At 66.6% G+C, this 21,886-nt stretch carries 22 protein-coding genes; 12 read left to right on the top strand and 10 right to left on the bottom strand.

The annotated features are described in order from the left end of the window. The first annotated feature begins 73 nt into the window (after nt 1-73). The 8 genes from FHS79_RS04970 to FHS79_RS04940 all read left to right on the top strand — a co-directional run bounded on the left by FHS79_RS04970 (nt 74) and on the right by FHS79_RS04940 (nt 7,165). Nucleotides 74-2,860, top strand: coding sequence for a bifunctional [glutamine synthetase] adenylyltransferase/[glutamine synthetase]-adenylyl-L-tyrosine phosphorylase (locus tag FHS79_RS04970; RefSeq protein WP_184196310.1), 2,787 nt, complete (start codon nt 74-76; stop codon nt 2,858-2,860). Between the two features lies 1 nt (nt 2,861). Continuing rightward, nucleotides 2,862-3,332 (top strand): peroxiredoxin, encoded by a 471-nt coding sequence (locus FHS79_RS04965; RefSeq protein ID WP_184196308.1) that lies wholly within the window; start codon nt 2,862-2,864, stop codon nt 3,330-3,332. A 502-nt stretch (nt 3,333-3,834) separates the two neighbouring features. Further along, nucleotides 3,835-4,929: a peptidoglycan DD-metalloendopeptidase family protein gene (locus FHS79_RS19290; RefSeq protein ID WP_184196306.1), complete on the top strand. Its 1,095-nt coding sequence runs from the start codon at nt 3,835-3,837 to the stop codon at nt 4,927-4,929. 44 nt (nt 4,930-4,973) lie between these two features. Then, a complete protein-coding gene (gene erpA / locus FHS79_RS04955) occupies nt 4,974-5,321 on the top strand; it encodes an iron-sulfur cluster insertion protein ErpA (protein WP_184196304.1) in 348 nt (115 codons plus the stop codon). Between the two features lie 104 nt (nt 5,322-5,425). Next, nucleotides 5,426-5,557, top strand: a complete 132-nt coding sequence (locus tag FHS79_RS19125) for a hypothetical protein (RefSeq protein ID WP_274603622.1) — start codon at nt 5,426-5,428, stop codon at nt 5,555-5,557. After that, a complete protein-coding gene (gene xth / locus FHS79_RS04950; RefSeq protein ID WP_184196301.1) occupies nt 5,554-6,324 on the top strand; it encodes an exodeoxyribonuclease III in 771 nt (256 codons plus the stop codon). The genes FHS79_RS19125 and xth overlap by 4 nt, the downstream gene beginning before the upstream one ends. Before the next feature lie 50 nt (nt 6,325-6,374). Further along, on the top strand, nt 6,375-6,830 hold the full coding sequence (locus FHS79_RS04945) for a TfoX/Sxy family protein (RefSeq protein ID WP_184196298.1): 456 nt from the start codon (nt 6,375-6,377) through the stop codon (nt 6,828-6,830). Then, nucleotides 6,830-7,165, top strand: coding sequence for a VOC family protein (locus FHS79_RS04940; RefSeq protein WP_184196295.1), 336 nt, complete (start codon nt 6,830-6,832; stop codon nt 7,163-7,165). Before FHS79_RS04945 ends, FHS79_RS04940 begins: the two co-directional genes overlap by 1 nt. A 26-nt stretch (nt 7,166-7,191) precedes the next feature. On the opposite strand, the gene FHS79_RS04935 is transcribed toward FHS79_RS04940, so the two are convergent. The 3 genes from FHS79_RS04935 to FHS79_RS04925 all read right to left on the bottom strand — a co-directional run bounded on the left by FHS79_RS04935 (nt 7,192) and on the right by FHS79_RS04925 (nt 10,751). Then, nucleotides 7,192-8,334 carry a GNAT family protein gene (locus FHS79_RS04935; protein ID WP_184196292.1) on the bottom strand — a complete coding sequence of 381 codons (1,143 nt, stop codon included), beginning with the start codon at nt 8,332-8,334 and terminating at the stop codon, nt 7,192-7,194. Nucleotides 8,335-8,427: 93 nt separating this feature from the next. Further along, nucleotides 8,428-9,516 carry an LPS export ABC transporter permease LptG gene (gene lptG, locus FHS79_RS04930; protein WP_184196289.1) on the bottom strand — a complete coding sequence of 363 codons (1,089 nt, stop codon included), beginning with the start codon at nt 9,514-9,516 and terminating at the stop codon, nt 8,428-8,430. Between the two features lie 5 nt (nt 9,517-9,521). Beyond that, nucleotides 9,522-10,751: an LptF/LptG family permease gene (locus tag FHS79_RS04925; RefSeq protein WP_243452665.1), complete on the bottom strand. Its 1,230-nt coding sequence runs from the start codon at nt 10,749-10,751 to the stop codon at nt 9,522-9,524. 132 nt (nt 10,752-10,883) lie between these two features. On the opposite strand from FHS79_RS04925, the gene FHS79_RS04920 reads away from it, so the two are divergent. The 3 genes from FHS79_RS04920 to FHS79_RS04910 all read left to right on the top strand — a co-directional run bounded on the left by FHS79_RS04920 (nt 10,884) and on the right by FHS79_RS04910 (nt 13,815). Further along, entirely contained in the window at nt 10,884-11,399 is a 516-nt protein-coding gene (locus FHS79_RS04920; protein ID WP_184196281.1) for a DUF2141 domain-containing protein, read from the top strand. An 8-nt stretch (nt 11,400-11,407) separates the two neighbouring features. After that, on the top strand, nt 11,408-12,901 hold the full coding sequence (locus FHS79_RS04915) for a M28 family peptidase (RefSeq protein ID WP_184196278.1): 1,494 nt from the start codon (nt 11,408-11,410) through the stop codon (nt 12,899-12,901). An 80-nt stretch (nt 12,902-12,981) separates the two neighbouring features. Further along, complete coding sequence (locus tag FHS79_RS04910) at nt 12,982-13,815, top strand: DUF1206 domain-containing protein (RefSeq protein WP_184196275.1); 834 nt, start codon at nt 12,982-12,984, stop codon at nt 13,813-13,815. Nucleotides 13,816-13,918: 103 nt separating this feature from the next. Here FHS79_RS04910 and FHS79_RS04905 read toward each other — a convergent pair whose 3' ends face one another. From FHS79_RS04905 to FHS79_RS04885, 5 genes are all read right to left on the bottom strand, one after another. Next, on the bottom strand, nt 13,919-15,700 hold the full coding sequence (locus tag FHS79_RS04905) for a sensor domain-containing phosphodiesterase (protein WP_184196272.1): 1,782 nt from the start codon (nt 15,698-15,700) through the stop codon (nt 13,919-13,921). 157 nt (nt 15,701-15,857) lie between these two features. Next, nucleotides 15,858-16,754, bottom strand: coding sequence for an alpha/beta hydrolase family protein (locus FHS79_RS04900; RefSeq protein ID WP_184196269.1), 897 nt, complete (start codon nt 16,752-16,754; stop codon nt 15,858-15,860). Beyond that, nucleotides 16,754-17,617 carry an SMP-30/gluconolactonase/LRE family protein gene (locus tag FHS79_RS04895; protein WP_184196266.1) on the bottom strand — a complete coding sequence of 288 codons (864 nt, stop codon included), beginning with the start codon at nt 17,615-17,617 and terminating at the stop codon, nt 16,754-16,756. Before FHS79_RS04895 ends, FHS79_RS04900 begins: the two co-directional genes overlap by 1 nt. Nucleotides 17,618-17,621: 4 nt before the next feature. Next, nucleotides 17,622-18,836: a serine palmitoyltransferase gene (gene spt / locus FHS79_RS04890; RefSeq protein WP_184196263.1), complete on the bottom strand. Its 1,215-nt coding sequence runs from the start codon at nt 18,834-18,836 to the stop codon at nt 17,622-17,624. After that, the gene (locus FHS79_RS04885; protein ID WP_184196260.1) at nt 18,833-19,078 is read right to left on the bottom strand and encodes an acyl carrier protein; all 246 of its coding nucleotides are present in this window, start codon (nt 19,076-19,078) and stop codon (nt 18,833-18,835) included. The genes spt and FHS79_RS04885 overlap by 4 nt, the downstream gene beginning before the upstream one ends. Before the next feature lie 152 nt (nt 19,079-19,230). Here FHS79_RS04885 and FHS79_RS04880 point away from each other — a divergent pair, with 152 nt between their 5' ends. Continuing rightward, entirely contained in the window at nt 19,231-19,758 is a 528-nt protein-coding gene (locus FHS79_RS04880) for a Pycsar system effector family protein (protein ID WP_184196257.1), read from the top strand. Nucleotides 19,759-19,817: 59 nt separating this feature from the next. On the opposite strand, the gene FHS79_RS04875 is transcribed toward FHS79_RS04880, so the two are convergent. Next, nucleotides 19,818-20,735: an NAD-dependent epimerase/dehydratase family protein gene (locus FHS79_RS04875; protein WP_184196254.1), complete on the bottom strand. Its 918-nt coding sequence runs from the start codon at nt 20,733-20,735 to the stop codon at nt 19,818-19,820. After that, nucleotides 20,732-21,829, bottom strand: a complete 1,098-nt coding sequence (locus tag FHS79_RS04870) for a PI-PLC domain-containing protein (RefSeq protein WP_184196251.1) — start codon at nt 21,827-21,829, stop codon at nt 20,732-20,734. Before FHS79_RS04870 ends, FHS79_RS04875 begins: the two co-directional genes overlap by 4 nt. Nucleotides 21,830-21,886 lie beyond the last annotated feature (57 nt).

The raw sequence follows: 21,886 nt of genomic DNA, 5'->3' as shown, positions 1-21,886 counted from the left end.
GACGAGGTCTTTTGCCCCGGTGTCCATGAACACCGGCTTGCCAGCAACGTTCCCGCCCGGCATCGCAGCCATCATGAACTTCGCACTGCCCCCCCTCGCCGTCCCAGCCGATGCCGAGGCCCTGCTGCCAGCCGGCGCCGGCCCGGCGCTGCAGTCAGCGCTCGCCACCGCCTGGGTCCACTCGCCCTTTCTCAAGGGCCTGGCGCGCAGCCGCGCCGCCGTCCTCCGGCAATTTTCGGAGGCCGGACCTGCCGCCGCCATCGACGATGCCCTGGCGATGGTCGCCACCCACGACCCCGAAACCCACGATCCCGAAACCCTCGCTCCCCGCCTGCGCCGCGCGCGCGGCGATGTGGCCCTCGTCGTGGCGCTGGCCGATCTCGCCGGCCTGTGGCCGCTCGAAACCGTCACCGCCGCCCTCTCCGATTTCGCCGATGCCGCGATCCATGCCGCCATCGCTGCCGCCCTTGCCGAGCGCGATGCACCCAACCGCGGGCTGGTGGCGCTGGCGCTCGGCAAGCTCGGCAGCCGCGAGCTCAACTATTCCTCCGACGTCGATCTCATCCTGCTCCACGATCCCGATCGCATCCCCCGCCGCGCGCATGAGGAGCCCGACGAGGCCGCTGTCCGCATCGCCCGCCGCGCCGTCGCCCTGCTCGCCGACCAGACCGCCGACGGCTATGTCGCGCGCGTCGACCTGCGGCTGCGCCCGGCAAGCGAAATCACCCCGATGAGCCTGAGCATCGGTGCCGCCGAGCATTATTATCAGGCCGAAGCCGAAACCTGGGAGCGGCTCGCCTTCGTCCGCGCCCGCGCCGTCGGTGGCGATCTGGCGCTGGGGCAGGGCTTTCTCGAGCGTATCCGTCCCTTCGTCTGGCGCCGCAGCCTCGATTTCACTGCGGTGCGCGATGTGCAATCGGTCAGCTTGCGCATCCGCGATCACTTCGAGGCCGGCCAGAAGCTCGGGCCGGGATTCGATCTCAAGCGCGGCCGCGGCGGCATCCGCGAGGTCGAGTTCTTCACCCAGATCCACCAGCTCATCTGGGGCGGCCGCGAGCCCGCCCTGCGCTGTCCCGCCACCCTCGATGCGCTGCAAGCCCTTGTCGCAGCCGACCGCATCGAGGCGTCAGAGGCTGCCCAGCTCGCCGCCAGCTACCGGGCGCTTCGCACCGTCGAGCACCGGCTGCAGATGCGCCGCGACGAGCAGACCCACATGGTCCCCAAGCTCGCCGCCGATCGTGCGGCGGTGGCAAGGCTCTGCGGAGCGCCCGACTGGCCCAGCGTCCAGTCCGGTCTCGCGCGCGTCACGTCTCCCGTCGCCGCCGCCTATGATCGGCTGATCCGCGCCGCCGCCCCCGAGGCCACGCCGGTGCCCGCCGATGCCACCGCATGGCTCAAGCGCCGCCACCCCAGGCACCTCAAGCTGGTCGCGCCGCTCATCGAGCGCTGGCGCAGCGGCAGCGTCCGTGCGCTCCGCAGCGATCCGGCGCGCGCCGCCTTCGAGCGCCTGCTGCCGTCGATCATCGATGGCGTCACCACCGCCGCCGAGCCGATCCGCGCCGCCGCGCGGCTCGACAGCTTTTTCGGCGCCCTGCCCCCCGCCGCCCAGTTCCTCGCCCTTCTCGAAGCCAATCCCCGCCTCGTCGGGCTGCTTGCCCATCTGCTCGGCGTCGCCCCCACCCTCGCCGATGCCCTCGCGCGCGCGCCCGCGCTCTTCGATGTCATGCTCGCCCCCGATGCCTTCGCCCCGCTCCCCGACGCCGCAGCGCTCAGCGCCGAGCTGGACCGCTTCATCGGCAGCGGCAGCTTCGAGCAGCGGCTTGACCGTGTGCGCCGCTGGACCAGCGAGCGCCGCTTCCAGCTCGGCGCCCAGATCATCGAAGGCAGGGCCGATCCGCTCGCCGTCGCGCGCAGCCTCGCCGCCATCGCCGATGCCGCGATGGATGCCATCGTGCCCGCAGTCACCGCCGAAATGGTCGCCGCCCATGGCCGGGTGCCCGGCACCGCCCCGCTCGTGCTTGCCATGGGCCGCTACGGCGGCGGCATGCTCACCCATGCCTCGGATCTCGATCTCATCTACCTGTTCAAAGGCAATTCCGCCGCCGTGTCGGACGGTGCCACCCCCATCACCGCCGCGCGCTGGTACAATCGCTGGGCGCAGCGGCTCACCTCCGCACTCTCGGTGCCCACCGCCGAAGGCACGCTCTACGAAGTCGATACACGCCTCCGCCCCTGGGGCGCCAAGGGCATGATGATGGTCAGCCTCGAAAGCTTTGCCCGCTACCAGGCCGAAGAGGCCGAGCCCTGGGAGCATATGGCGCTCACCCGCGCCCGTGTCGTGGCGGGCGATGCCACTGCCATCAACGCCGTCATCGCCGCCCAGCTCGGCCAGCCGCGCGATCCCGCCACCCTCCGCCACGCCGTCCTCGCGATGCGCGCCGACATCGCCAGGGCCAAGCCCCCCGGCGGCCTCTACGATGTCAAGCTGGGGCCGGGCGGGCTCGTCGATCTCGAATTCATCATCCATTTCCTCCAGCTCGGCACACCGCAGGCGCTCACCCCCGACATGGACACGGCAATCGCCCGCCTCGCCACCGCCGGCCGCATCGAACCCGAGCGTGCCGCCGAACTGCAGCACGCGCTCGCCCTGCTCACCCGCTGGCTGGTGGTGCTGCGGCTGGTGGCCCCCGGAATCGGCCGGGCGGGTTCCACCCGCGGCCTGTCCCCCGCCACCGAAGCAGTGATCGCCACGGCGCTGGGTGCGGCAAGTTTCCCCGCCGCCGTCGACGCTTTGGCTCTGGCCAGGAGCCGGGTGCGGCTGGCATGGGAAGCGCTGCTGGAACGCGAACAGGGAGGCTGAGATGAGCGAATTGGCAATCGGGGATGCTGCACCGGATTTCACCCTGCCAACCGACAGCGATGGCGAGCTGAGCCTCGCACGCTTCGCCGGCCGCAAGCTGGTCCTCTATTTCTATCCCAAGGATGATACGCCCGGCTGCACCACCGAGGGCAAGGATTTCTCCGCCCTCGCTGCCGAGTTCGAAGCTGCCGACACGGTGGTGGTCGGCGTCTCGCGCGATTCCGTCACCGCCCACGCCAAATTCCGCAACAAGCACGGCCTCACCGTGCTGCTCGGCGCCGACGAGAGCGGTGCTGTCACCGAGGCCTATGGCGTCTGGGTCGCCAAATCGATGTACGGCAAGAGCTACATGGGCATCGAGCGCGCCACCTTCCTCGTCGGCCGCGATGGCCGCGTGGCGCAGGTCTGGCGCAAGGTGAAGGTGCCCGGCCATGCCGCCGCCGTCCTCGCCGCAGCAAAGGCGCTCGGCTGATTCGGCCTCGCTGATTCGAACACGCGTTCGCTATCGCGACACTGTCGGTTTCATCGGTCAGGACGTGCAGAAACGGACGCGAGCTGAAAAAGTTGCATGTGTCATGAAAAATTATCCACGATGAACGCACGGTTCATCGTGGCATGACCACGCCCTGCCCCCCTTGTCGCCGTCGGCGGGTTGATGCTGCCGCCCCCGGCTGGTTCAAAGGTCTTGTCGATGAGGAAACGGGCTGCGGCCCAGACCCCTCGGAGGCACCAGGAGCCCTCCGGTTGCGCAAAGATAACCGGGTCGCAGGGATCATCAAATTGAGCCGTTCGGGGGATCGTGCATCGTGCATAGACTGGCAAAGGCCGTAACGGGCCTCAATGGCAGCCTTGAGCGTCGCCTCCCCGAACACCGCATCACTTGGCACCGCGCCCATGGGACCAACCCGGACAGTGCGATGACCATCAGATTAGGGACGTGGCAACAGCTCATGGGGATTGGATCAGCAGTTTTGGTGGCCGGATGGCTCGGCATCGCCACCACCTCGATGATCAGCGGCAACAGCGCTGATGAAACCGCCCTCGCCGCAAAGCAGCAGGAGCTCGTCAAGCTGGAGCGCGCCCTCGCCGCCGCCCGCAGCGAAGCCCAGTTCGTCAAGGGCGATGTCGCCCAGCGCGCCGACCTTCTCGAGGCTCGGCAGGAATTCCTCACCGCCCTTCTCTCCGGCAAGCAGGACAGCAAGGCCCTTGCCGCCCTCCTGCCCCGCAGCGCCTCCGCCACCGCCAGCGCCGATGTGCAAGCCATGATGCCGCCGCTCGTCGTGGTCGAAAGCCAGCAGCTCGCTCTCGTCGACAAGGCCACCGGTGCCGCCGAAGCCCGTATCCGCGATACCCAGGCCCTTATCCGCCGCCTCGGCCTCGATCCCCGCCGCTTTACCGCAGCCTCGGACTGGAAGGGTGCGGCCCCCGCCCAGGGCATGGGTGGCCCGTTCGTTCCCGCCACCACCGGCGATGTCGAGCCCCGCTTCAAGGACCTGTTCATGAGCTGGCGCAAGCTCGAGACGATGCAGGCCTCGCTCGCCTCCATCCCGGCCCTCGTCCCGGTCAAGAACTACCGTGGCAGCTCGGGCTATGGCCGCCGCTTCGATCCCTTCAACGGCCGCCTTGCCATGCACGCAGGCACCGACATGGCGGGCAGCCATGGCGAGCCCATCTTCGCCTCGGCCAATGGTCGCGTCGCCCGCGCCGGCTCCATGAACGGCTATGGCATCATGGCCGAGATCGACCATGGCAAGGGCATCGAAACCCGCTACGGCCACATGTCGAAAGTCCTCGTCAAGCCCGGCCAGATGGTCCGCCAGGGCGACCTGATCGGCCGCATGGGCTCCACCGGCCGCTCGACCGGCACCCACCTCCACTATGAAGTCCGCGTCGATGGCAGCCCCGTCGATCCCAAGCCCTTCCTCGAAGCCGCCTCGTTCGTGCTTGCCGTCCAGGGCGAAGCCGAGCGCGCCCAGCAGGGCCCCGCCCTCGAGGATCGTACCCTCACCGCCGACACCACCCCGGCCGCCGGCGGCATGATGATGACCCCCATCCGCATCGCCGGCTGACAGTCCGCATTGAAGCAACATCCGTTTGCGCCTACATTGCGCACATGGACCAAGCCCCCCTTCCCGTGCATCCCCGCCTGATGCCCGCCGCTGCTGCGCGCGTCGCCACGATCGCCGCGCGCCAGGGCAAGCCCGATCTCAAGCTGCGCCTCTCGGTCGATGGCGGCGGCTGCGCCGGCTTCCAGTACAAGTTCGGCCTCGAAGCCGTTGCCGCCGTCGATGATCTCGCGGTGGAAACCGATGGCGTCACCATGCTCGTCGATCCCGACTCGCTCCCCTTCCTCGCCGGCTGCGAAGTCGATTTCGTCGAGAAGATCGGGGCCGCCGCCTTCGAAGTGCGCAATCCCAACGCCGCCTCGGGCTGCGGCTGCGGCTCGAGCTTCTCGATCTGAGCATCCTCATCGTCCGCGTCGCTGCAGCACTGGCGGTTTCACTGCTGGTCGGCATCATCTGGCGCCTCTCCACCATCCCGACCGGCGCCAACACCGCCGGCCTGATGCGCGTCGAACTGCTTGTGCTCGGCGGCGTGCTGCTGCTCGCCATCCTGTTCTTCGAGCGCGTCGCCATCCGCCTCATCCGCACGAAGGGGGGAAAACTGCGCGGCAAGCTCCGCGAGCCCCAGCCATGAAGATCGCCACCTACAACATCAACGGCACCAACGCCCGGCTGCCACGCCTGCTCGAATGGCTCGAAGCCTTCCAGCCCGATGTCGCCTGCCTGCAGGAGATCAAGACGGCTACCGAAAACTTTCCCGTCGACACCTTGAAGGCCGCCGGCTGGCACTGCCTCGTCCATGGCCAGAAGGGCTTCAACGGCGTCGCCATCCTCAGCCGCGAGCCCGCCACCGAAACGCAGCGCGGCCTGCCGGGGGACGAGTCCGACGAACAGTCACGCTATCTCGAAGCCGAGGTCGGCGGTGTGCGCGTCGCCAGCATCTACCTCCCCAACGGCAACCCCCAGCCCGGCCCCAAGTTCGATTACAAGCTCGCCTGGATGGCCCGCCTCGAGGCGCACGCCGCGTCCCTGCTCGGCCTCGGCACTCCCGTCGTCCTCGCCGGCGATTACAACGTCATCCCCCATGACGACGACATCTGGGACCCGCGCGCCATGCAGGACGACGCGCTCATGCAGCCGGAAAGCCGCGCCGCCTTCCGCACCCTGCTCTGGCAAGGCTGGACCGACGCCGTCCGCAGCCTCCACCCGCGCGGCGGCATATGGACCTTCTGGGACTATCAGGCCGGCGCCTGGCAACGCGACCACGGCTTCCGCATCGATCACCTGCTCCTCTCGCCGCAAGCCGCCGACCGCCTCCTCAACGCCGGCGTCGACCGCGACGTCCGCGGCCAGGAAAAAGCCTCGGACCACGCCCCCACCTGGGTCACGCTCACCGCCTGACCGGCAGAATGCCCCTCTCAAAGCGTCCGTTGCGCGCGCAAGGCAATCGCATGGAATTTCAGCCCGCGATCGTCATGCACGTTGTCAGGAGCCCGCGTGTGTGCGTAGCATCGATCGATCGAAAAACAGCGAGGCGCAGCGTGGAGCACGATCCAAAGGCGTTGCAGGCCGCGATGGAAGCTGCGCGCCCGCACGACCTCGAACTTGCCTTCCGCCCGATGTTCGGCGGGGTTTTCGGCTATGCCGCCGGGCAGGCGTTCGCTTCACTCTCGAACATGGGGCTCGCTCTCAAGATGACCGGCGCGGATCACGCGGCGTTGAGCGAAGTGGCCGACGTCAAGCCGCTGCGGTATCAACCGGACGATCCGCCGAGCAAGACCTATCTCCTGCTGCCGAACGCGATCCTGTCCGATGCCGGCAGCCTTCGATCGTGGATCGCGCGCAGTGCAGCCGGCCTCAAGCCGAAAACCGGGAAGACGCGCAAGAAACCTGTGGAGGGCAAATAATGTCTCGTATCAGCTTCGTCGAGCTCCCCGCATCCGACTTGCCTTCAACCCGCGCCTTCTATGCCGATGCGTTCGGCCTTGCCTTTACCGACTTCGGTCCAAGCTACTCCTGCACGTTGACCGGTGACGTCGACATCGGCCTGCAGGCAGACGCCAGCGAGGCCACCGCCGCGCCCCTCGTCGTCATCGCAGTCGACGATCTGGAAGTCTCCCTCGACGCCGTGAGCGCGGCAGGAGGGGTCATCACCAAGCCGGTATTTGCCTTTCCGGGCGGTCGACGCTTCCACTTCCGCGATCCGAGCGGAAACGAACTGGCCGCATTCAAGGCGGACTGACGACCTCCCCCGCGCCCCGGCTCGCTCTACAACGCGCGCTCGAACACCCGATACGTCCGCGTCACCCGGCTCTCGATCACATCGGCAATCGACCGCATCGGGCCATTGTCATCGAGAATCCAGCCGATCTCGCCCTCCTCCCCGCCGAAATTCTCCACAGCCTCGCGGCGGATATACTCGATCATCTGGAACGCCATCAGCGATGCGACACGGTGTCCCTGCAGCGATTTGCGAATGCCCATCAGCGGCACGCGGATGCGCCGCACCTGCGGCTTGCGCAGCCGCCAGAGCAGCTTCGCCCAGCCGAACGGAAACAGGCTGCCATTCAGGTCGCGCGTCAGCTCGTTGAAGTCGGGCAGCGCAATCATGAACCCCACCGGCACCCCGTCATATTCGGCCACCCGGATCAGCTTCTCGAAAACGATCGACTTCAATTTCTTGCCGATGAAGCCGATCTCCAGCGGCGTCAGCGGCACGAACCCCCAATTGTCGGCCCAGGCGTCGTTCAATATGTCCATGATCAGCGCCGCTTCCTCATCGAAGCGCGACTTGTCCACCGGCCGCGTCACCAGCCGCGGGTTGCGCTCCGAAAACGCCACGATCCGCTCGACAATCTCCGGAAACGGCTTGAGGATCGACACCGACCAGCAGTGCATGTCCTTCACGCCCGCATAGCCGCGCGCCGTCACCAGCCGCTCGTAATAGGGCAGGTGATGCCCCATCATCACCGAGGGCGGGCCATCGAACCCCTGCACCAGCAGCCCCGGCTCATCCCAGATCGACAGGCTGAACGGCCCCTGCGCCCGCGCCATCCCCTTGGCGCGCAGCCAGTCCTCGGCGGTGTCAAGCAGCGCATCCGCCACCGCCTGGTCATCGATGCTCTCGAACATCCCCCAATGGCCGAGGTCCGGCGCAACATGCGTCAGCACGAGCTGGTCGACCTGCGCGGAAATCCGCCCCACCACCCGGCCGCCCTGCTCGGCCAGCCAGAACGCCGCTTCGGCATGCTCGAACCAGGGGTTGGTCTTCAGCCCGCCGATCAGCCCCTTCACCTCGGACTTCAGCGGCGGCACCCAGTGCGGATCATCACGGTACAGCGTCCAGGGCAGATCGATGAACCGCGCCTGGTCCTGTCCCGTCAGCACCGGACGAATGGTGATCGCGCTCAAGGCCGAAGGTCCAGGGAAGTCATTCCAGCCGGATAGGCAGGCATTGCGGCCAAATTTGGGGCGGCCAAAATTGGGGCAACCAATTTCAGTCGGCTACTCCTCGGTGCGGATCAGCACCGCCTCGCCGATCAGCAGGAACAGCAAAAACGGCGCCCACGCCGCCATCACCGGCGGCACCGTGCCGAAATTGCCCATCGCCAGCATGAAATTGTCCGCCACGAAAAACGCAAACCCCAGGAACATGCCGATCACCGCCCGCACGAACAGCCGGCCCGAGCGCGCCAGCCCGAACGCCGCAACCGCTCCCAGCAGCGGCATCAACGCCGCCGAAAGCGGCCCGGAAACCTTGTGGTGCGCCGCCGCCACCAGCGTGTCCACTGGCTTGCCCGCCGCGCGCTGCTCGCCGATCTGCGGGATCAGATCCCACAGCGGCACATACGCCGGGTCGATGTTCGCGGTGGTGAACTGCCGCGGCACCACGCTCGTCGGAAACGCCAGGCTCGGCACATTGCGGATCGTCCCCGCCGCCACATCGAAAATCCGCACCTGCGCCAGCGTCCAGCCCTCGGCCTGCGGCGTCGCCGCTTCCGCCATCACCACCCGCACCAGCTTGTTGTCGACCCGGTCATAGATGGTCACATTGCCCAGCCGCGTCGCAGCCCCCGTCCCCGTCACCGTCTCGGCGTTGAACAGGTCATCCCCGCCGCGCACCCAGCGTGCCGTCGTCGGCGCGGTCTCTTCGGTCACCTTGCGATATTCGTTCGCCTGCCACGCCCTCAGCGTCTCGGTCGCCCGCGTCACGATCCGCTCGTTGAACGCGAAGTTGATCGCCGCCACCCCCAGCCCCGCCAATATGAGCGGCAGCAAAATCTGGTGCGCCGAAATGCCGGCCGACTTGAAGATCACCACCTCGCTGTTCTGGTTGAGCGTCGCCAGCGTCACCAGCGTCGCCAACAGCACCGCAAAGGGCAGGAAAAGCTGGATGATCTGCGGCACCCGCAGCCCCACATAGACCCAGAGATCGGCCTCGCTGTTGCCCGCCGCTGCGAGGATCTTCCCCGATTCCCCCAGCAGATCGAGCGATTCCAGAATGACCACCAGCCCGACGATGAACGCCAGCGTGCGGATGAGGAACATCCGCGCCACATACCAGGCGATGGTGTTGGAGGGGAAAAGCTTCATGCGCCTCAGCCCGCCGAAAGCGCGTCGTCGCGCCAGTTGCTGCGCTGCACCAGCCGGCCGACGATCCCCGAAACCAGCTTGCTCGCCTTGCCGAACCAGCGGTCGAGCGCCCCCAGCGGCTGCCCGCCCGGCACATGCGCCAGCGTCCGATACAGCCAGAGCGAAAACAGCACGAACCCCGCGAACGGCACCCATTGCGCCAGGAACGGATCGACCCGTCCGAGCGACCCCATCCGCTCGCCATATTCGGTCAGCTTGTGAAACGTCACCAATGCAATCAGCGCGATGAACACCCCGAGCGCGGACGAGGACCGTTTCGGCGGCACCCCCAGCGCCAGGCTGAGGAACGGCAGCACGAACATCACCACGCACTGCACCAGCCGCCGGTGGAAGGTCGCACTTGCATCGCGCCGCTCCACGGGCGGCGTGTCAGCTCCGAACACCTTTGCCGCCAGCTCGGGCAGCGTCGCTTCCAGATTGCCGTCGCCGCGCACGCGGAAGCTCGCCATGTTGGGCAGATTGACCGGCAAATCATGTTGCTCGAAGCTAAGCACCCGCGGCACCGCCCCCCCGCCCGGGCTGTGCACCAGCGTGCCCGCCTTCAGCCGCAGCAGGATCACCTCCGGATCATCGGTGGAAAGAAACGTGCCGCTCGCCGCCGTCACCGCGAGGCTCTGCCCGTTCTCGCCCTGCGCGCGCACGAAAAGCCCGCGCAGGTCCCGGCCATTGTCGAGGCTCTCCTCCACCCGCAACGTCATCCCCTTGCCCAGGCTGGCGAATTCCCCCACCTTGATCGACGCTCCCAATGCCCCCGAGCGCAGCTCGTAGCGAAGGTTTTCGTAGGAATAGCGCGACACCGGCTGCAGCCAGCCGACAATGCCGAAATTGACGACCGCGAACAGCGTCGCAAACAGGAACGGCACGCGCAGCAGCCGGAAATACGAGATCCCCACCGCCCGCAGCGCATCGAGCTCGGATGAGATCGCGATGCCGCGAAACGCCAGCAGCACCCCCATCATCACCCCGATCGGAATGCCCAGCGACAGATATTCCGGCAGCAGATTGCCCAGCATCCGCCACACCACATCCACCGGCCCACCCTCGTTCATCACGAAATCGAACAGCCGCAGCATCCGGTCGAGCACCAGCAGCATCGCCGCAATCACCAGCGAGCCGATGAGCGGCACGATGATCAGCCGGGCCAGGTAACGATCGAAGCGGGTGAGGGTAAGCAAGGGTTTGGCGACAATCCGTTGGAGCGGAGATGGCAAGCGCCGCATTGTTGCCGCAAGCCATCGGCATGAGAGGGCAGACGACGGGTTACCCCGTCGATTGCGTTCCCTATAACCCGGGTGATGTTCAAGGTCATGGCAAAATCGTGCAGGGCGCTCGCAGCCCTCCCCCTCCTGCTCGCGGTGCCGGCCGAGGCCCAGGTGCTCGGCACCGATGCCGCTGCCTGCGCCCCCAACACAACAGGGGCCGGCGCTAGCGGCCCCGCCGTCCTCGTCACCGTCATCGGCTTCAAGAACAGGGATGGCCGCCTGCGCGTGCAATTCTACCCCGATGAGCAGGAAGATTATCTCGGCTCGGGCAAATACATTCGCCGCCAGGAAGTGCCCGTCACCGCCAGCGGCAACATGCAGGTCTGCATCACTGTGCCGCGCCCCGGCAGCTATGTCATGGTCGCCCTCCACGATCGCAACGAGGACGGCAAGTTGAACGTCTGGAGCGACGGCATCGGCTTCTCCAACAATCCCCGCATCCCGCTCGGCAAGCCCCCGCTCGAAAAGACGCGCTTCACCGCCGGCCCCGGCATCACCCGCATCGATGTCGTCCTCAACTACATGCAGGGCCTCTCGCCCCGCCCCATCCGCCAGAAATAGGAAGCACCATGCGGGGGCTCATCGGCATCGCAGCGCTTCTGGCCTCTCCAGCCCTCGCCGCCGGCCCTCAGGACGCCGACACCAAAGCCTGGTGGAAGATGATCGGCCACCTCTCGTCCGATGCCTTCGAAGGTCGCGACACCGGCTCGCAAGGCCATGCCCGCGCCGTCGCCTGGACGGTCGCGCAGTTCAAGGCCGCCCGCCTCCTGCCCGCCGGCGAGCACGGCAGCTACACCCAGACGATCGCCCTCCACGAAGTCCGCGTCGAAAAGCCCGGCACCCGCATCTCCATCGTCGCCGCCGATGGAAGCACCACCGATCTCGCCTTCCTCCACGATGTCACTGTCCGCGCCACCATGGCCGCCCCCGCCGCCCTCAAGGCCCCCATCGTCTTCCGCGGCTGGTGCAGCCGCCAGGACGTCACCGCAGACGTCGCCGGCAAGGTCGTCCTCTGCTTCGGTGGCCGCCGCAAGGGCCTGCCAGGCGCTGCGGAGCGCCTCGCCGCCGTCGTCGACGCCGGTGCCGCCGCCCTCGTCACGATCGACGATGCCGGCTTCACCATCGAGCCCCCGCGCTGGCCCGAGGCCTATGCCCGCACCATCACCATCCCCACCACCGAGGCCCGTCCCGAACCCGGCCTGCCGATGCTCCGCCTCAACCCGGCCGCGCTTGCCAAGCTCCTCGGCCCCCGCGCGCAAACCCTGCTCGCCGATGCCATTGCCGCCCGCCCGCTCCCCGCCTTCGATCTGCCCGCCCAGCTCGATCTCGCACTGGCCCGCACCGAGCGCGATTTCACTTCGGACAATGTCCTCGCCCTCCTCCCCGGCACCGACCCCGCGCTCAATGCGGAAACCGTCGTCGTCTCCGCGCATATCGATGGCTATGGCCTCGGCGAGCCGGTCGATGGGGACAGCCTCTACAACGGCGCCTTCGACGATGCCGCCTATGTCGCCACCCTCATCCGGCTCGCGCAAGCCCGCAAGGGCAAGGGCTACAGGCGCCCCGTCCTGTTCGCCGTCTTCACCGGCGAGGAAAAGGGCCTGCACGGTGCCAACTGGTTCACCCGCCACCCCACAATTCCGCTCGCCAGCATCGCCGCCGACATCAACCTCGATGCCATCCGGCCGCTCTTCCCCCTGAAAATCCTCACCCTCATCGGCCTGGAAGCCAGCACCCTCGTGCAGGACGTCCGCGCCATCGCCACCCCCATGGGCATCGAGGTCCGCCCCGACAACGAGCTCGAACGCGGCATGATCGGCCGCACCGACGCCGCCCCCTTCCTCCGCGCCGGCATCCCCGCCATCAGCTTCATGTTCGGCTACGATACCGGCTCGCCCGAAGAGGAAAAATTCCGCCTCTGGTACCGCACCCGCTACCACCGCCCCCAGGACGATATCACCCAGCCCATCGACTTCACCGCCGCCCGCACCTTCAATCGCTTCTTCTACGCCCTCACCGCGCGCGTGGCAGACGGTGCGGCCAAGCCGGCGATGGTCAGGTAACAGACCTCCTGCGGCTTCGGGCGTTCGCTGCAGGAACGGCAGCGCGCTGTTGACGTTCTTCCTCCGCAAGGGAGACAGGAATGAACGGCACTGCCATGAACGGCATTGGCAAGATGGAAGCGGCAACGCGCATGGGCTTTGCCGCACGCGGCATCATGTATCTTCTCATCGCGTTTCTTGCACTCTGGTGGGGCCGCGCCGAAGACGGCCCCGACGCCCTCAAGCTTCTCGACAGCGGCGCCGGGCGGGCCATCCTCGCCGTCATGGCACTTGGCTTCTTCGCCTATGGCATATGGCGGCTCGCGGAAGTCTTCATCGACAGCGAAGGCCATGGCAGCAAGGCCAAGGGACTGGCAGTACGCGCCGGCGGCACGGTGAGCGGCATCATCCATCTGGGGCTGGGGGTCTACACGGCAAGGCTCGCAGCGGGACAGCCTGCCGGCGCCAGTGGCGGTGGCAGTGGCGGTGGCGGAGGCACCGAGGAAGGCGCGGCAACGGCACTCAGCCTCCCCGGCGGCGAATGGTTGCTGATGCTGGCAGCCGCCGCACTTCTGGGCACCGCCGTCGTCAACCTCGTGAAAGCCATCAAGGGCAGCTTCCTCAAGCAGCTCGATTCGCGTGCCGCAGCGCAGGACTGGGTCAAATGGGCAGGCCGCGGCGGCTACGCAGCCCGCGGCGTCGTCTTCGCCATCATGGCCTGGTTCTTCTGGAAAGCCGGCGCCGCCGCCAGCGCCGAACAAGCCGGCGGCCTCGGCGAAGCCCTGGGCTGGCTCACCGGCTGGCCCCGCATGGCGGTCGCCATCGGACTCGGCCTGTTCGGCATCTTCAGCCTCGTCGAAGCCCGCTACCGCCGCATCAACGACCCCAAAGTCCTCGCCCGCCTCCAGAACGCCGGCCGCCGCCTGACCCCTTGATCGCTTCCTGCCCGGAAGTGATCGCGCGCACGTGGCAGACGGTGCGGCGAAGCCGGCGATATCGCGGCAGCATCCGCCGGCCCGCGCGAAGTGCCAAACCGCCTCAATCCGTCGATGCCAGGCAATTTTCGGCCTGCCCATTCCGGCTCAACCAGCGAGCAAGCTCGTCAGCCTCCATCGGCAGCGCAAAATGATAGCCCTGCGCTTCCTCACATCCCATTTCTCTCAGTGCGGCCAGGGTGTCACCCGTCTCGACACCTTCGGCAACCACGCGGTAACCCAGCCGGTGCGCCAGCTGGATCATCGAATCCACAAGAACATGGTCGGCCCCGGGCGCTTCGCCAAGATTGCTTACAAACGCCTGATCTATCTTGAGGACCTGCACCGGCATGCGCTGCAAATAGGAAAGGCTGCTGTAGCCGGTGCCGAAATCGTCGATGGAGAGGCAGATGCCGGCAGCATCGAGCTGCCGCAACATGCCGAGCGCCTGCTCGGGATGATCCATCGTCGCACTCTCGGTCAGTTCGATTTCGAGCCGGCTGGCAAGCAATTGCCGTTCGACGAGCGCCGCCTGGATACGCTGGGCAAGATCGGGCTCGGCAAGGTTGGCAGCCGAAATGTTCACCGAGACCATGAGCTCGATACCGGCCATGTCCCACCTCGCAAGCTGGTCCAGCGCCATTTCCAGAACACGCTGCGTGGTCGCCCGCGCAAGCGATGTCTGCTCGACAATGGGGATGAATTCCGAAGGCGACACATCGCCGAGCCGCGGGTGCCGCCATCGCAGCAAAGCCTCGACACTGATGCACCGGCCGGTCGCCAGTTCGACGCGCGGCTGATAGACGAGGCTCAGCTGGTCATCGGCTTCAAGTGCCGCGCCAAAATCCTCGAGCAAGGCATAGCGCCGACGATGCGCACCATCACGCGTCTCGGAATAGGTCGAAATGAAGTCATCGGTGCGGTGGGCGTCTTCCGCGGCAGTCAACGCCCCGCGCAGCAGATCCCTCGCCGAAGCCTCGGCAAGCACGAACGGCCGAACCCCGATGGCAATATTCGCCACATAGCGCGTCGAGGAGGATAGCCGCATCATATTGAGGTGTTCCCGAAGCCGAGGAAACAACGTCGGATGCTTGCTGGCCGACGGCATCAGGAACGCAAATTGCGCGGCGCCGACATGATAGACCTTCGGCTGTCCCTCCAGCCCGTCGCGCAAGATGTGTGTTGCCTCGCGGACAAGCTCGTCGACACGCGCTCCCCCCATCGCCCGCATGATGCCATTGATCTGGTCATCGCGCGCAAACTTGACCACAACCAGAACCTTCGGCTGCCCCGCCTCGTCAAGCGCCAGATCAGCCAGGTCTTCGTAAAACTGGTGGCATGTTGCCAGACCGCTGACAGGATCGAGCCGTCCGAAAGCATGCTGAAGTTCGATCTGCGCCATGACCATGGCCGCCAGATCACGCAGCGTTGCCAGTTCCGACTCCGATGCTGTCCGTGGCGCCGTTCCCAAAACACACAATGATCCAAGCCCATAACCATCGCTGGTGACCAGCGGCACGCCAGCATAAAATCGCGTTCCGTTGCGGCCGAGAAGGCTGTCGCAATAGGTGGGATCGCCATGCAGATCTTCGATGACCAGCACTTCCTTCGATCCCGCCACCTGCGCACAAGGCGCCTTGAACCTCGGAATACTGCTGTGACCGATCCCGACGCGGGATTTGAACCATTGTCGATCACGATCGGTCAGTGATATCGCTGCCATCGGAAGCCCGAAAATCTGGCTTGCCATGCGCGTGATCCGGTCGAAACTTTCGCTTGCACCTGTGTCCAGCAAGTTCAGGCGATGCAAGGCATCGAGGCGGCCATCTTCCAGAAAATCACGCATTGCAACTCCGATCAGACACCGTCACGGCGTGCAATCAGTTTCGTTAAATTCTTGGCCATATTATTAAACGAGATCATTAACAAAGGCATGACGCACCTTGCCGACCGGCTATGGTGCAGCATCGCCCATGGTCGCTTGCCCTTGTTGCCGGCAGGCCTCAGCGTACTGATGCGCCTCGGCCGGCCACAAGCCCCTCCAACCACGCCACCAGCCGCGCTCCAAGCTCCAGCCGCCGGTCCTCGAAGCCATGGCTCGTCGGCAATGCCGCCACCGTCAGCCGCGCCCCCGGCTGCGCCGCGATCGCCGCCGCCAGCGCCTTGTTCGGCGCTGCAATGCCGTATTCGGCATAAAGGCTCAGCACCGGAAACCGCGCCAGCTTCGGCGCCAGCGGCACCAGGTCCCAGCCCTTGCCCTTTGCCGCAATCTCGCGCGCCACCGCATCGGGGCTGCTCCCCGCCAGCGCATTGCCGAAATCGTCGAACCCCGCCGCCACCTTGGCAATCTCCGCCTCGCCGCCCTTCGCCAGCGCCTCGGCGCGGATGCTGAAGTTGGCGGCATCGAGCAGCGCCACCCCCGCCAGCCCATCGGCTTCCGCCGCCACAAGGGCTGCGTTGGCGCCGCCCATCGAATGCCCCGCCAGCACGATCCGCCGCGGGTCGATCCGGTAGCGCGCCACCGCATCCGGCGTCCGCACGAACGCCAGCGCCGCCGCCGTATCCTCGATGCTGTTCGCCAGACTGAACGCACCCGGCGAGCCCCAGGCCCCGCGATAGGTGAAGGTCAGCACATTCCACCCCGCACGGCGGATCGCCTGCGCCAGGTCGAGGTTGCGCTCATTCCCCGGCAGCCCGTGCAGCAGGATGATTGTCGGCTTGGGCTCCGGCCCCGCCGCCAGGAAGAACAGCGCGTTCAACCCCACGCCCGCACTTGGCAGCAGCAGTTGCTTGTTGGCGGCCGGGTGCGTCGCATGCCGCGGCGGATCGACCGCCTGCCCCATCACCGGCGCTCCCGCCAGCGCCCCCGCCAGCATCAGCGCCCATATCGCCCGCCGCATCACGGCAGATCCACGAACGTCAACGTTGCCGCCACGATCTGCGGAATGATCAGCCGGTTCCGCTTGGTATCGAGCCCGATGGCGGCGGGAATCGGAATGTCCTTCGCCACCATCTCCGCCTTGCCCCCCGGCGGCACCCGGTACACGCCATGCCCGTCCTGGCTCGCCACCAGCAGCGTCCCGTCCGCCAGCGGGATGATCCCGTCCATCCGCCCGGTCGGCAGCGTCACCTCGCGCAAGATTTTCCCGTCGCGCCCGCGAAACACCAGATTCACCCCGCGCCCGCCGTGCACGATACTGCCATCGGGCATGTGCGCAATCCCGTTCGGCCGCTCAAGTGCTGCATCACGCGCCGCAAATTCGCTCACCTTGCCCGCCGGGTCGATCCGGTAGATCGCCCCCGCACGGTCGTCGCTGCCACTGTCGGTGACGAGAATTTCCCCCTTCGCATCCACGCTCAGGTCATTCAGCCGCACCGCACCCGGCACCGCCGTGTCCCCCCGCGGCGCCCCCGTCTTGCGGTCGAACCGGCGGACGGTGCTTGTATCGGCGACATAGACAATGTCACCCTGCACGAACACGCCGAGCGGATCGACGAGCGTCACCCCGTTCCGCCCGCCTTCCACCCATTTCAACGCCAGCACCTGCCCATCGGGGCCGAGCCGCGAGATATAGCCGTCATTCCCCGGCCCGCGCTCGCCCAGGTTGGACACGAAGATCACATCGGCCTCGGCATCATGGCGCGCCGCTTCGGATCCCTTCAGCCCGATATCGGCCACCACCCGCACCTCGGCCGCGAGCGGTGCCGCCCCCATCCCCGCCCCCAGCCCTGCTGCCACCATCAGAAGGACCGGGATGCGCATGGTTTTACTCCGCTGCTTGCCTGAAAAGGCCTACATGCTCGGCTGCCATCGCGAAGCGGTCAAGCACCGTCGCAAGCTGCTCCGCCGAGTGTTCCGCACACAGCGAGCAGCGCAGCAAGAACACCCCCGCAGGCGTCGCCGGCGGGCGCGACATGTTCACATACACGCCAAGCTCGATCATCGCCGCCCACATCCGCACCGTCGTCTCCTGGTCGGGCATCAGCACCGACACGATGGCGCTCTCGGGCGTCTCGGTCGCCAGCCGGAAGCCGCGCGCCTTCAGCCCGCCATGCAGCGTGCGCGTCATCGCCCACAGCCGCTCGCGCTTGTCCCCGGCATGCATCAGCTTGCGAATGCTCGTCGCCGCACACGCCACCACCGCCGGCGGCAGCGAGGCGGTGAAGGTATAGGGCCGGCACACCAGCCGCAGAATCTCGAACTTCGGGTGGTTGGATACACAGAACCCCCCCACCGTGCCGACCGACTTCGAAAAGGTGCCGACCACGAAATCCACATCATCGGCCACGCCCGCCGCCTCATACACGCCGCGGCCATGCTCGCCGAAGAAGCCCATCCCATGCGCCTCGTCCACCAGCACCATGCAGCCATGCGCCTTGGCGATCGCCACCAGTTCCTTCAGCGGCGCCACATCGCCGAGCATCGAATAGACGCCCTCGAGGATCACCAGCTTGTGCGCCTCGGCCGGCAGCCGCCGCAGCCGCTTCTCCAGGTCTTCGGCGCTGTTGTGCTTGAAGCGCACGATATCGGCATTGCCCAGGTAACAGCCGTCATAGATCGAGGCATGGCTGTCGGCGTCGAGGATGATGTAATCCCCCTTCCCCGCCAGCGTCGAGACCATGCCGAGGTTCGCCTGATAGCCGGTCGAAAACACCATGGCATGCTCCATGCCGTAGAATGCGATCAGCGCATCCTCGCACTCCTTGTGGCCCTGGTAGGTGCCGTTGAGCACCCGGCTGCCGGTCGTGCCGGCCCCGAACCGTGCCAGCGCATCCTGCCCCGCCGCGATCACATCCGGGTCGAAGGTCATCCCCATGTAATTGTAGGTGCCGAGCAAAATCGTCTCACGCCCCTGGATCATCGCCACGGTGGGGGAGAGCACCTCCTCCATCACGATCGCGAACGGATCGCGGATGCCGGTCGAAAGCACCCCGGCGCGCTCGGCAATCAGCGCATCGAACTTCGAAAACAGGTCGCTCACTTGACCACCAGCTTCGTCACAGCATCGGCGACCTGGCCGATGGTCTCCAGATCGGGGAGCATGTTCAAGGGCATCACGATGTCCCACTCATCCTCCATGCTCGCCACAAGGTCCATCACCGTCAGGCTGTCCATCTCAAGGTCCCCGGCAAAGGTTGTGGCCTCGGTCAACGCCACGCCCTTGGGGTTGAGCGGTTCGATGAGGTCGATGATGCGGGCATAGATGGTGGCACGGTCGGTCATGGAAAATCCTGTCAGGCGATGTCGCCCATTTGCAGGATTATATGGCCAAATGGCGGCAATGCGTCCCCCAAAGCGCAGGCGCTTCCGCCACTCTGGCCAAACGCCGCAGGAGGTGCAATCAATGCCCGCCGTGGTAACGGGGGCGCGCGCGCATGGACGACTTGCCGAAACAATCGCATCCGCACTCGATCTACATGCTGCGGACGATCCAGCAACAGCACATGACCCTGTCCGCCATGGCCGACCAGAAAGCCAACATGCTGCTCGGCGTCGCCTCGGTCATGCTCGCCCTCGTCGTGCGCAACGGCACGCTCGTCAATCTGCAGCCGCCGCTGCTCATCCTCACCCTCACCGCATTCCTCGCGGCACTGTGCTGCATGCTTGCGGTCGTCCCCGCGTTCGGCAAGTCCCCCACCAAGGTCGAGGCGCCGGGCTTCCAGCCCAACATGCTGTTCTTCGGCGTCTTCGCCGATCTCGACGAAGCCGATTTCCAGGCCCGCATGCGCACCATCATGGCGACCGACGAGCAGATCTACGAAGCCATGCTCCGCGATGTCCACCAGCAGGGTCTGGTGCTCAAGCGCAAGAAATACCGCTACCTCGGCTATGCCTATCGCATCTTCATCGTCGGCATCGTGCTCACGCTGGCCGCGCTGCTGCTGCAACTCGTCCAGGCCTGAAGTGTGATCCGAAAAAGTCTGGCTCCGGCTTTCCGACAGGAACCCACCACAGCAAGGCGCTAGAGCCAGCCCTTGCGCCGATACCCCGCGACCGTCTCCGCCATCCCCTCCGCCGCGCCGACCTTCGGCGCCCAAAGTTCCGCCAGTCGCGCATTGCCTCCGCGTGCCACCCAGTCCGGATGCACCATGTAGCGCGCCCGGTCGCGGCTGAGCTTGGGCTGCGTGCCCCCCGCCTTCGCCGCCAGCGTCGCCACCGCAGCCGCCGCCCCCAGCACAGCGCCCGGCACCCCGAACGTCTGCACCCGCCGCCCGAGCGCCACCCCCATCAGGTCGGCAAACTCGGCATGCGAATAGCCGTCCGCCGCATCCCCCCGGCCATCATCGAGCTCCAGAATCTCCTGCCGCGGGCCACCCCCCGCCAGCGCCAGCAGCGCACGCGCCAGATCATCGACATGGATGATCGAAATCCGTCCCCCCGCACCCCCCGGCGCCAGCCCCAGCCCCCAGCGCGCCACCCGGAACAGATCGAGCATCTCGGTATCACCCGGCCCATAGACCGCCGGCGGCCGCACGATCACCCAATCGAGCCCGCTCGCCATCACCTCCGCATCGGCCGCCGCCTTGGAGGCACCATAATCCGAAAGCCCCGGCTCGCGCGCCGACAGGCTGGACACCTGCACGAAGCGCCGCACCCCCGCCGCCTGCGCCGCCGCCACCACATTGGCCGTGCCGCGCACATTGCCGATCTCGAAGCCCGCCCGGTCGGGCGCATTCACCACCCCGGCGATATGGATCACCGCCGAAGCCCCCTCGCACAGCCGCCCCAGCGCGCCGCGGTCGGCAAGATCGCCGGCAATCCAGCGCACCCCTGCCGTTTCGGGCTGCGTCCGCCGCGCCAGCGCCTGCACCGGCGGCGGCGCCAACTGCACCACCCGCCGTCCAACAAATCCCGTCCCGCCGGTGATCGCAAGCGTCATCCCGCAGCGTCTAGCCCCTGTGCCGCTACAAATTGCGCCGCCTGCGCCAGCTCATGCGCCGCAACATTGTTGAGGTCGAGGATCAGGCTGCACCGGTCGCTGTTGGCAAAATCGATCATCACGATATTGGGCATGAAGGTCTTCAGCAGGTTCCCGCCCCCATCGAGCACATTCTGCCCGTTCAGCCGGTCGTCGATCGCCGCCTGCAGCCCGGTGTTCCAGGTCGCCTTCAGCGCCGCCCGGTTGGAGCCCTTCCACATCATCCAGTTGCGAAACCGCACATTGCCCAGCAGCCCGGTGCTGGTCCAGTACATCATGCCCATGGCACGCGGGTCGCTCCCCACGCCGGCCACCATCAGCCCCCGCTGCTTCTTCTTGTTTTCGGATGTCGGCGTCAGCCCCGTCAACGACGTCCCGCCCTTGCCGAAATACTGCAGCCCTTCATACCCGGCATCATAGCCGCCGGCAGACCCATTCAGGTTGCGGATACCCAATATGCCGTCCGCCGGTCCATACTGGTTGCCGATGGCGTTCAGGCCATCCTGGGTGAACACGCAGATCACCTTGCCCTTCAGGTCGTCGAGCGTCTTGATGTTGAGATCGCCGCCACCCTTGTAGATCCGGTTGCCGAGCAGCGTCACACAGGCTTCCGCGACCAGCGCCCACTTCAGGCATTTGTCGAACTTCAGGATCAGAAACTCGTTGGGCTCCGACTCCACATAGTTCTTGGCCTGGTCAATCATGCTCTGCAGCGAATCCCCGAAAGTGCCCATCCGGATGCTGGACCGTTCCAGCTGCTGGTTGCGGCCGAGATCCTCGAGATAGCGGGTCTTGGTCTCCTGCTTCTTGGCTGCACCATCGGCATGATAGGACCGAAGCTCGGCGTTTTTCACGCCCCCCGTCGTGCCCCCCGATGTGCCGGCGGCAATGCGCAGGTCGAACAGCCGCACTCCGTTATAAGCCTGGTGCCAGATGTCATGCTTCTGCGTCCTGGCGTACCATTTGCCCTTGTTTATCCCGGCATCATGGGTGCCCACCATCACGATGCTGTTCAGCGAAGCACCTGCTCCGCACAAGTTCCAGTAGATCCCCATGGTCCGCCCCCACTGATATTATCAGTGTAGAGTATGGCGGCGTCAGCAGCCGGTCAA

The organism is Polymorphobacter multimanifer, assembly GCF_014205635.1.
Taxonomy (GTDB): domain Bacteria; phylum Pseudomonadota; class Alphaproteobacteria; order Sphingomonadales; family Sphingomonadaceae; genus Sandarakinorhabdus; species Sandarakinorhabdus multimanifer.
Note: the sequence above shows the minus strand (reverse complement) of the source record. Positions and strands in the feature narration are given on the sequence as shown.

Bases quoted from the DNA above. Each gene is read 5' to 3' on its own strand.
- FHS79_RS04970 (WP_184196310.1), top strand. From the start codon at position 74: ATGAACTTCGCACTGCCCCCCCTCGCCGTCCCAGCCGATGCCGAGGCC.
- FHS79_RS04965 (WP_184196308.1), top strand. From the start codon at position 2,862: ATGAGCGAATTGGCAATCGGGGATGCTGCACCGGATTTCACCCTGCCA.
- erpA (WP_184196304.1), top strand. From the start codon at position 4,974: ATGGACCAAGCCCCCCTTCCCGTGCATCCCCGCCTGATGCCCGCCGCT.
- FHS79_RS19125 (WP_274603622.1), top strand. From the start codon at position 5,426: ATGCGCGTCGAACTGCTTGTGCTCGGCGGCGTGCTGCTGCTCGCCATC.
- xth (WP_184196301.1), top strand. From the start codon at position 5,554: ATGAAGATCGCCACCTACAACATCAACGGCACCAACGCCCGGCTGCCA.
- FHS79_RS04945 (WP_184196298.1), top strand. From the start codon at position 6,375: ATGGAATTTCAGCCCGCGATCGTCATGCACGTTGTCAGGAGCCCGCGT.
- FHS79_RS04940 (WP_184196295.1), top strand. From the start codon at position 6,830: ATGTCTCGTATCAGCTTCGTCGAGCTCCCCGCATCCGACTTGCCTTCA.
- lptG (WP_184196289.1), bottom strand. From the start codon at position 9,516: ATGAAGCTTTTCCCCTCCAACACCATCGCCTGGTATGTGGCGCGGATG.
- FHS79_RS04920 (WP_184196281.1), top strand. From the start codon at position 10,884: ATGGCAAAATCGTGCAGGGCGCTCGCAGCCCTCCCCCTCCTGCTCGCG.
- FHS79_RS04915 (WP_184196278.1), top strand. From the start codon at position 11,408: ATGCGGGGGCTCATCGGCATCGCAGCGCTTCTGGCCTCTCCAGCCCTC.
- FHS79_RS04910 (WP_184196275.1), top strand. From the start codon at position 12,982: ATGAACGGCACTGCCATGAACGGCATTGGCAAGATGGAAGCGGCAACG.
- FHS79_RS04905 (WP_184196272.1), bottom strand. From the start codon at position 15,700: ATGCGTGATTTTCTGGAAGATGGCCGCCTCGATGCCTTGCATCGCCTG.
- FHS79_RS04900 (WP_184196269.1), bottom strand. From the start codon at position 16,754: ATGCGGCGGGCGATATGGGCGCTGATGCTGGCGGGGGCGCTGGCGGGA.
- FHS79_RS04895 (WP_184196266.1), bottom strand. From the start codon at position 17,617: ATGCGCATCCCGGTCCTTCTGATGGTGGCAGCAGGGCTGGGGGCGGGG.
- FHS79_RS04885 (WP_184196260.1), bottom strand. From the start codon at position 19,078: ATGACCGACCGTGCCACCATCTATGCCCGCATCATCGACCTCATCGAA.
- FHS79_RS04880 (WP_184196257.1), top strand. From the start codon at position 19,231: ATGGACGACTTGCCGAAACAATCGCATCCGCACTCGATCTACATGCTG.
- FHS79_RS04875 (WP_184196254.1), bottom strand. From the start codon at position 20,735: ATGACGCTTGCGATCACCGGCGGGACGGGATTTGTTGGACGGCGGGTG.
- FHS79_RS04870 (WP_184196251.1), bottom strand. From the start codon at position 21,829: ATGGGGATCTACTGGAACTTGTGCGGAGCAGGTGCTTCGCTGAACAGC.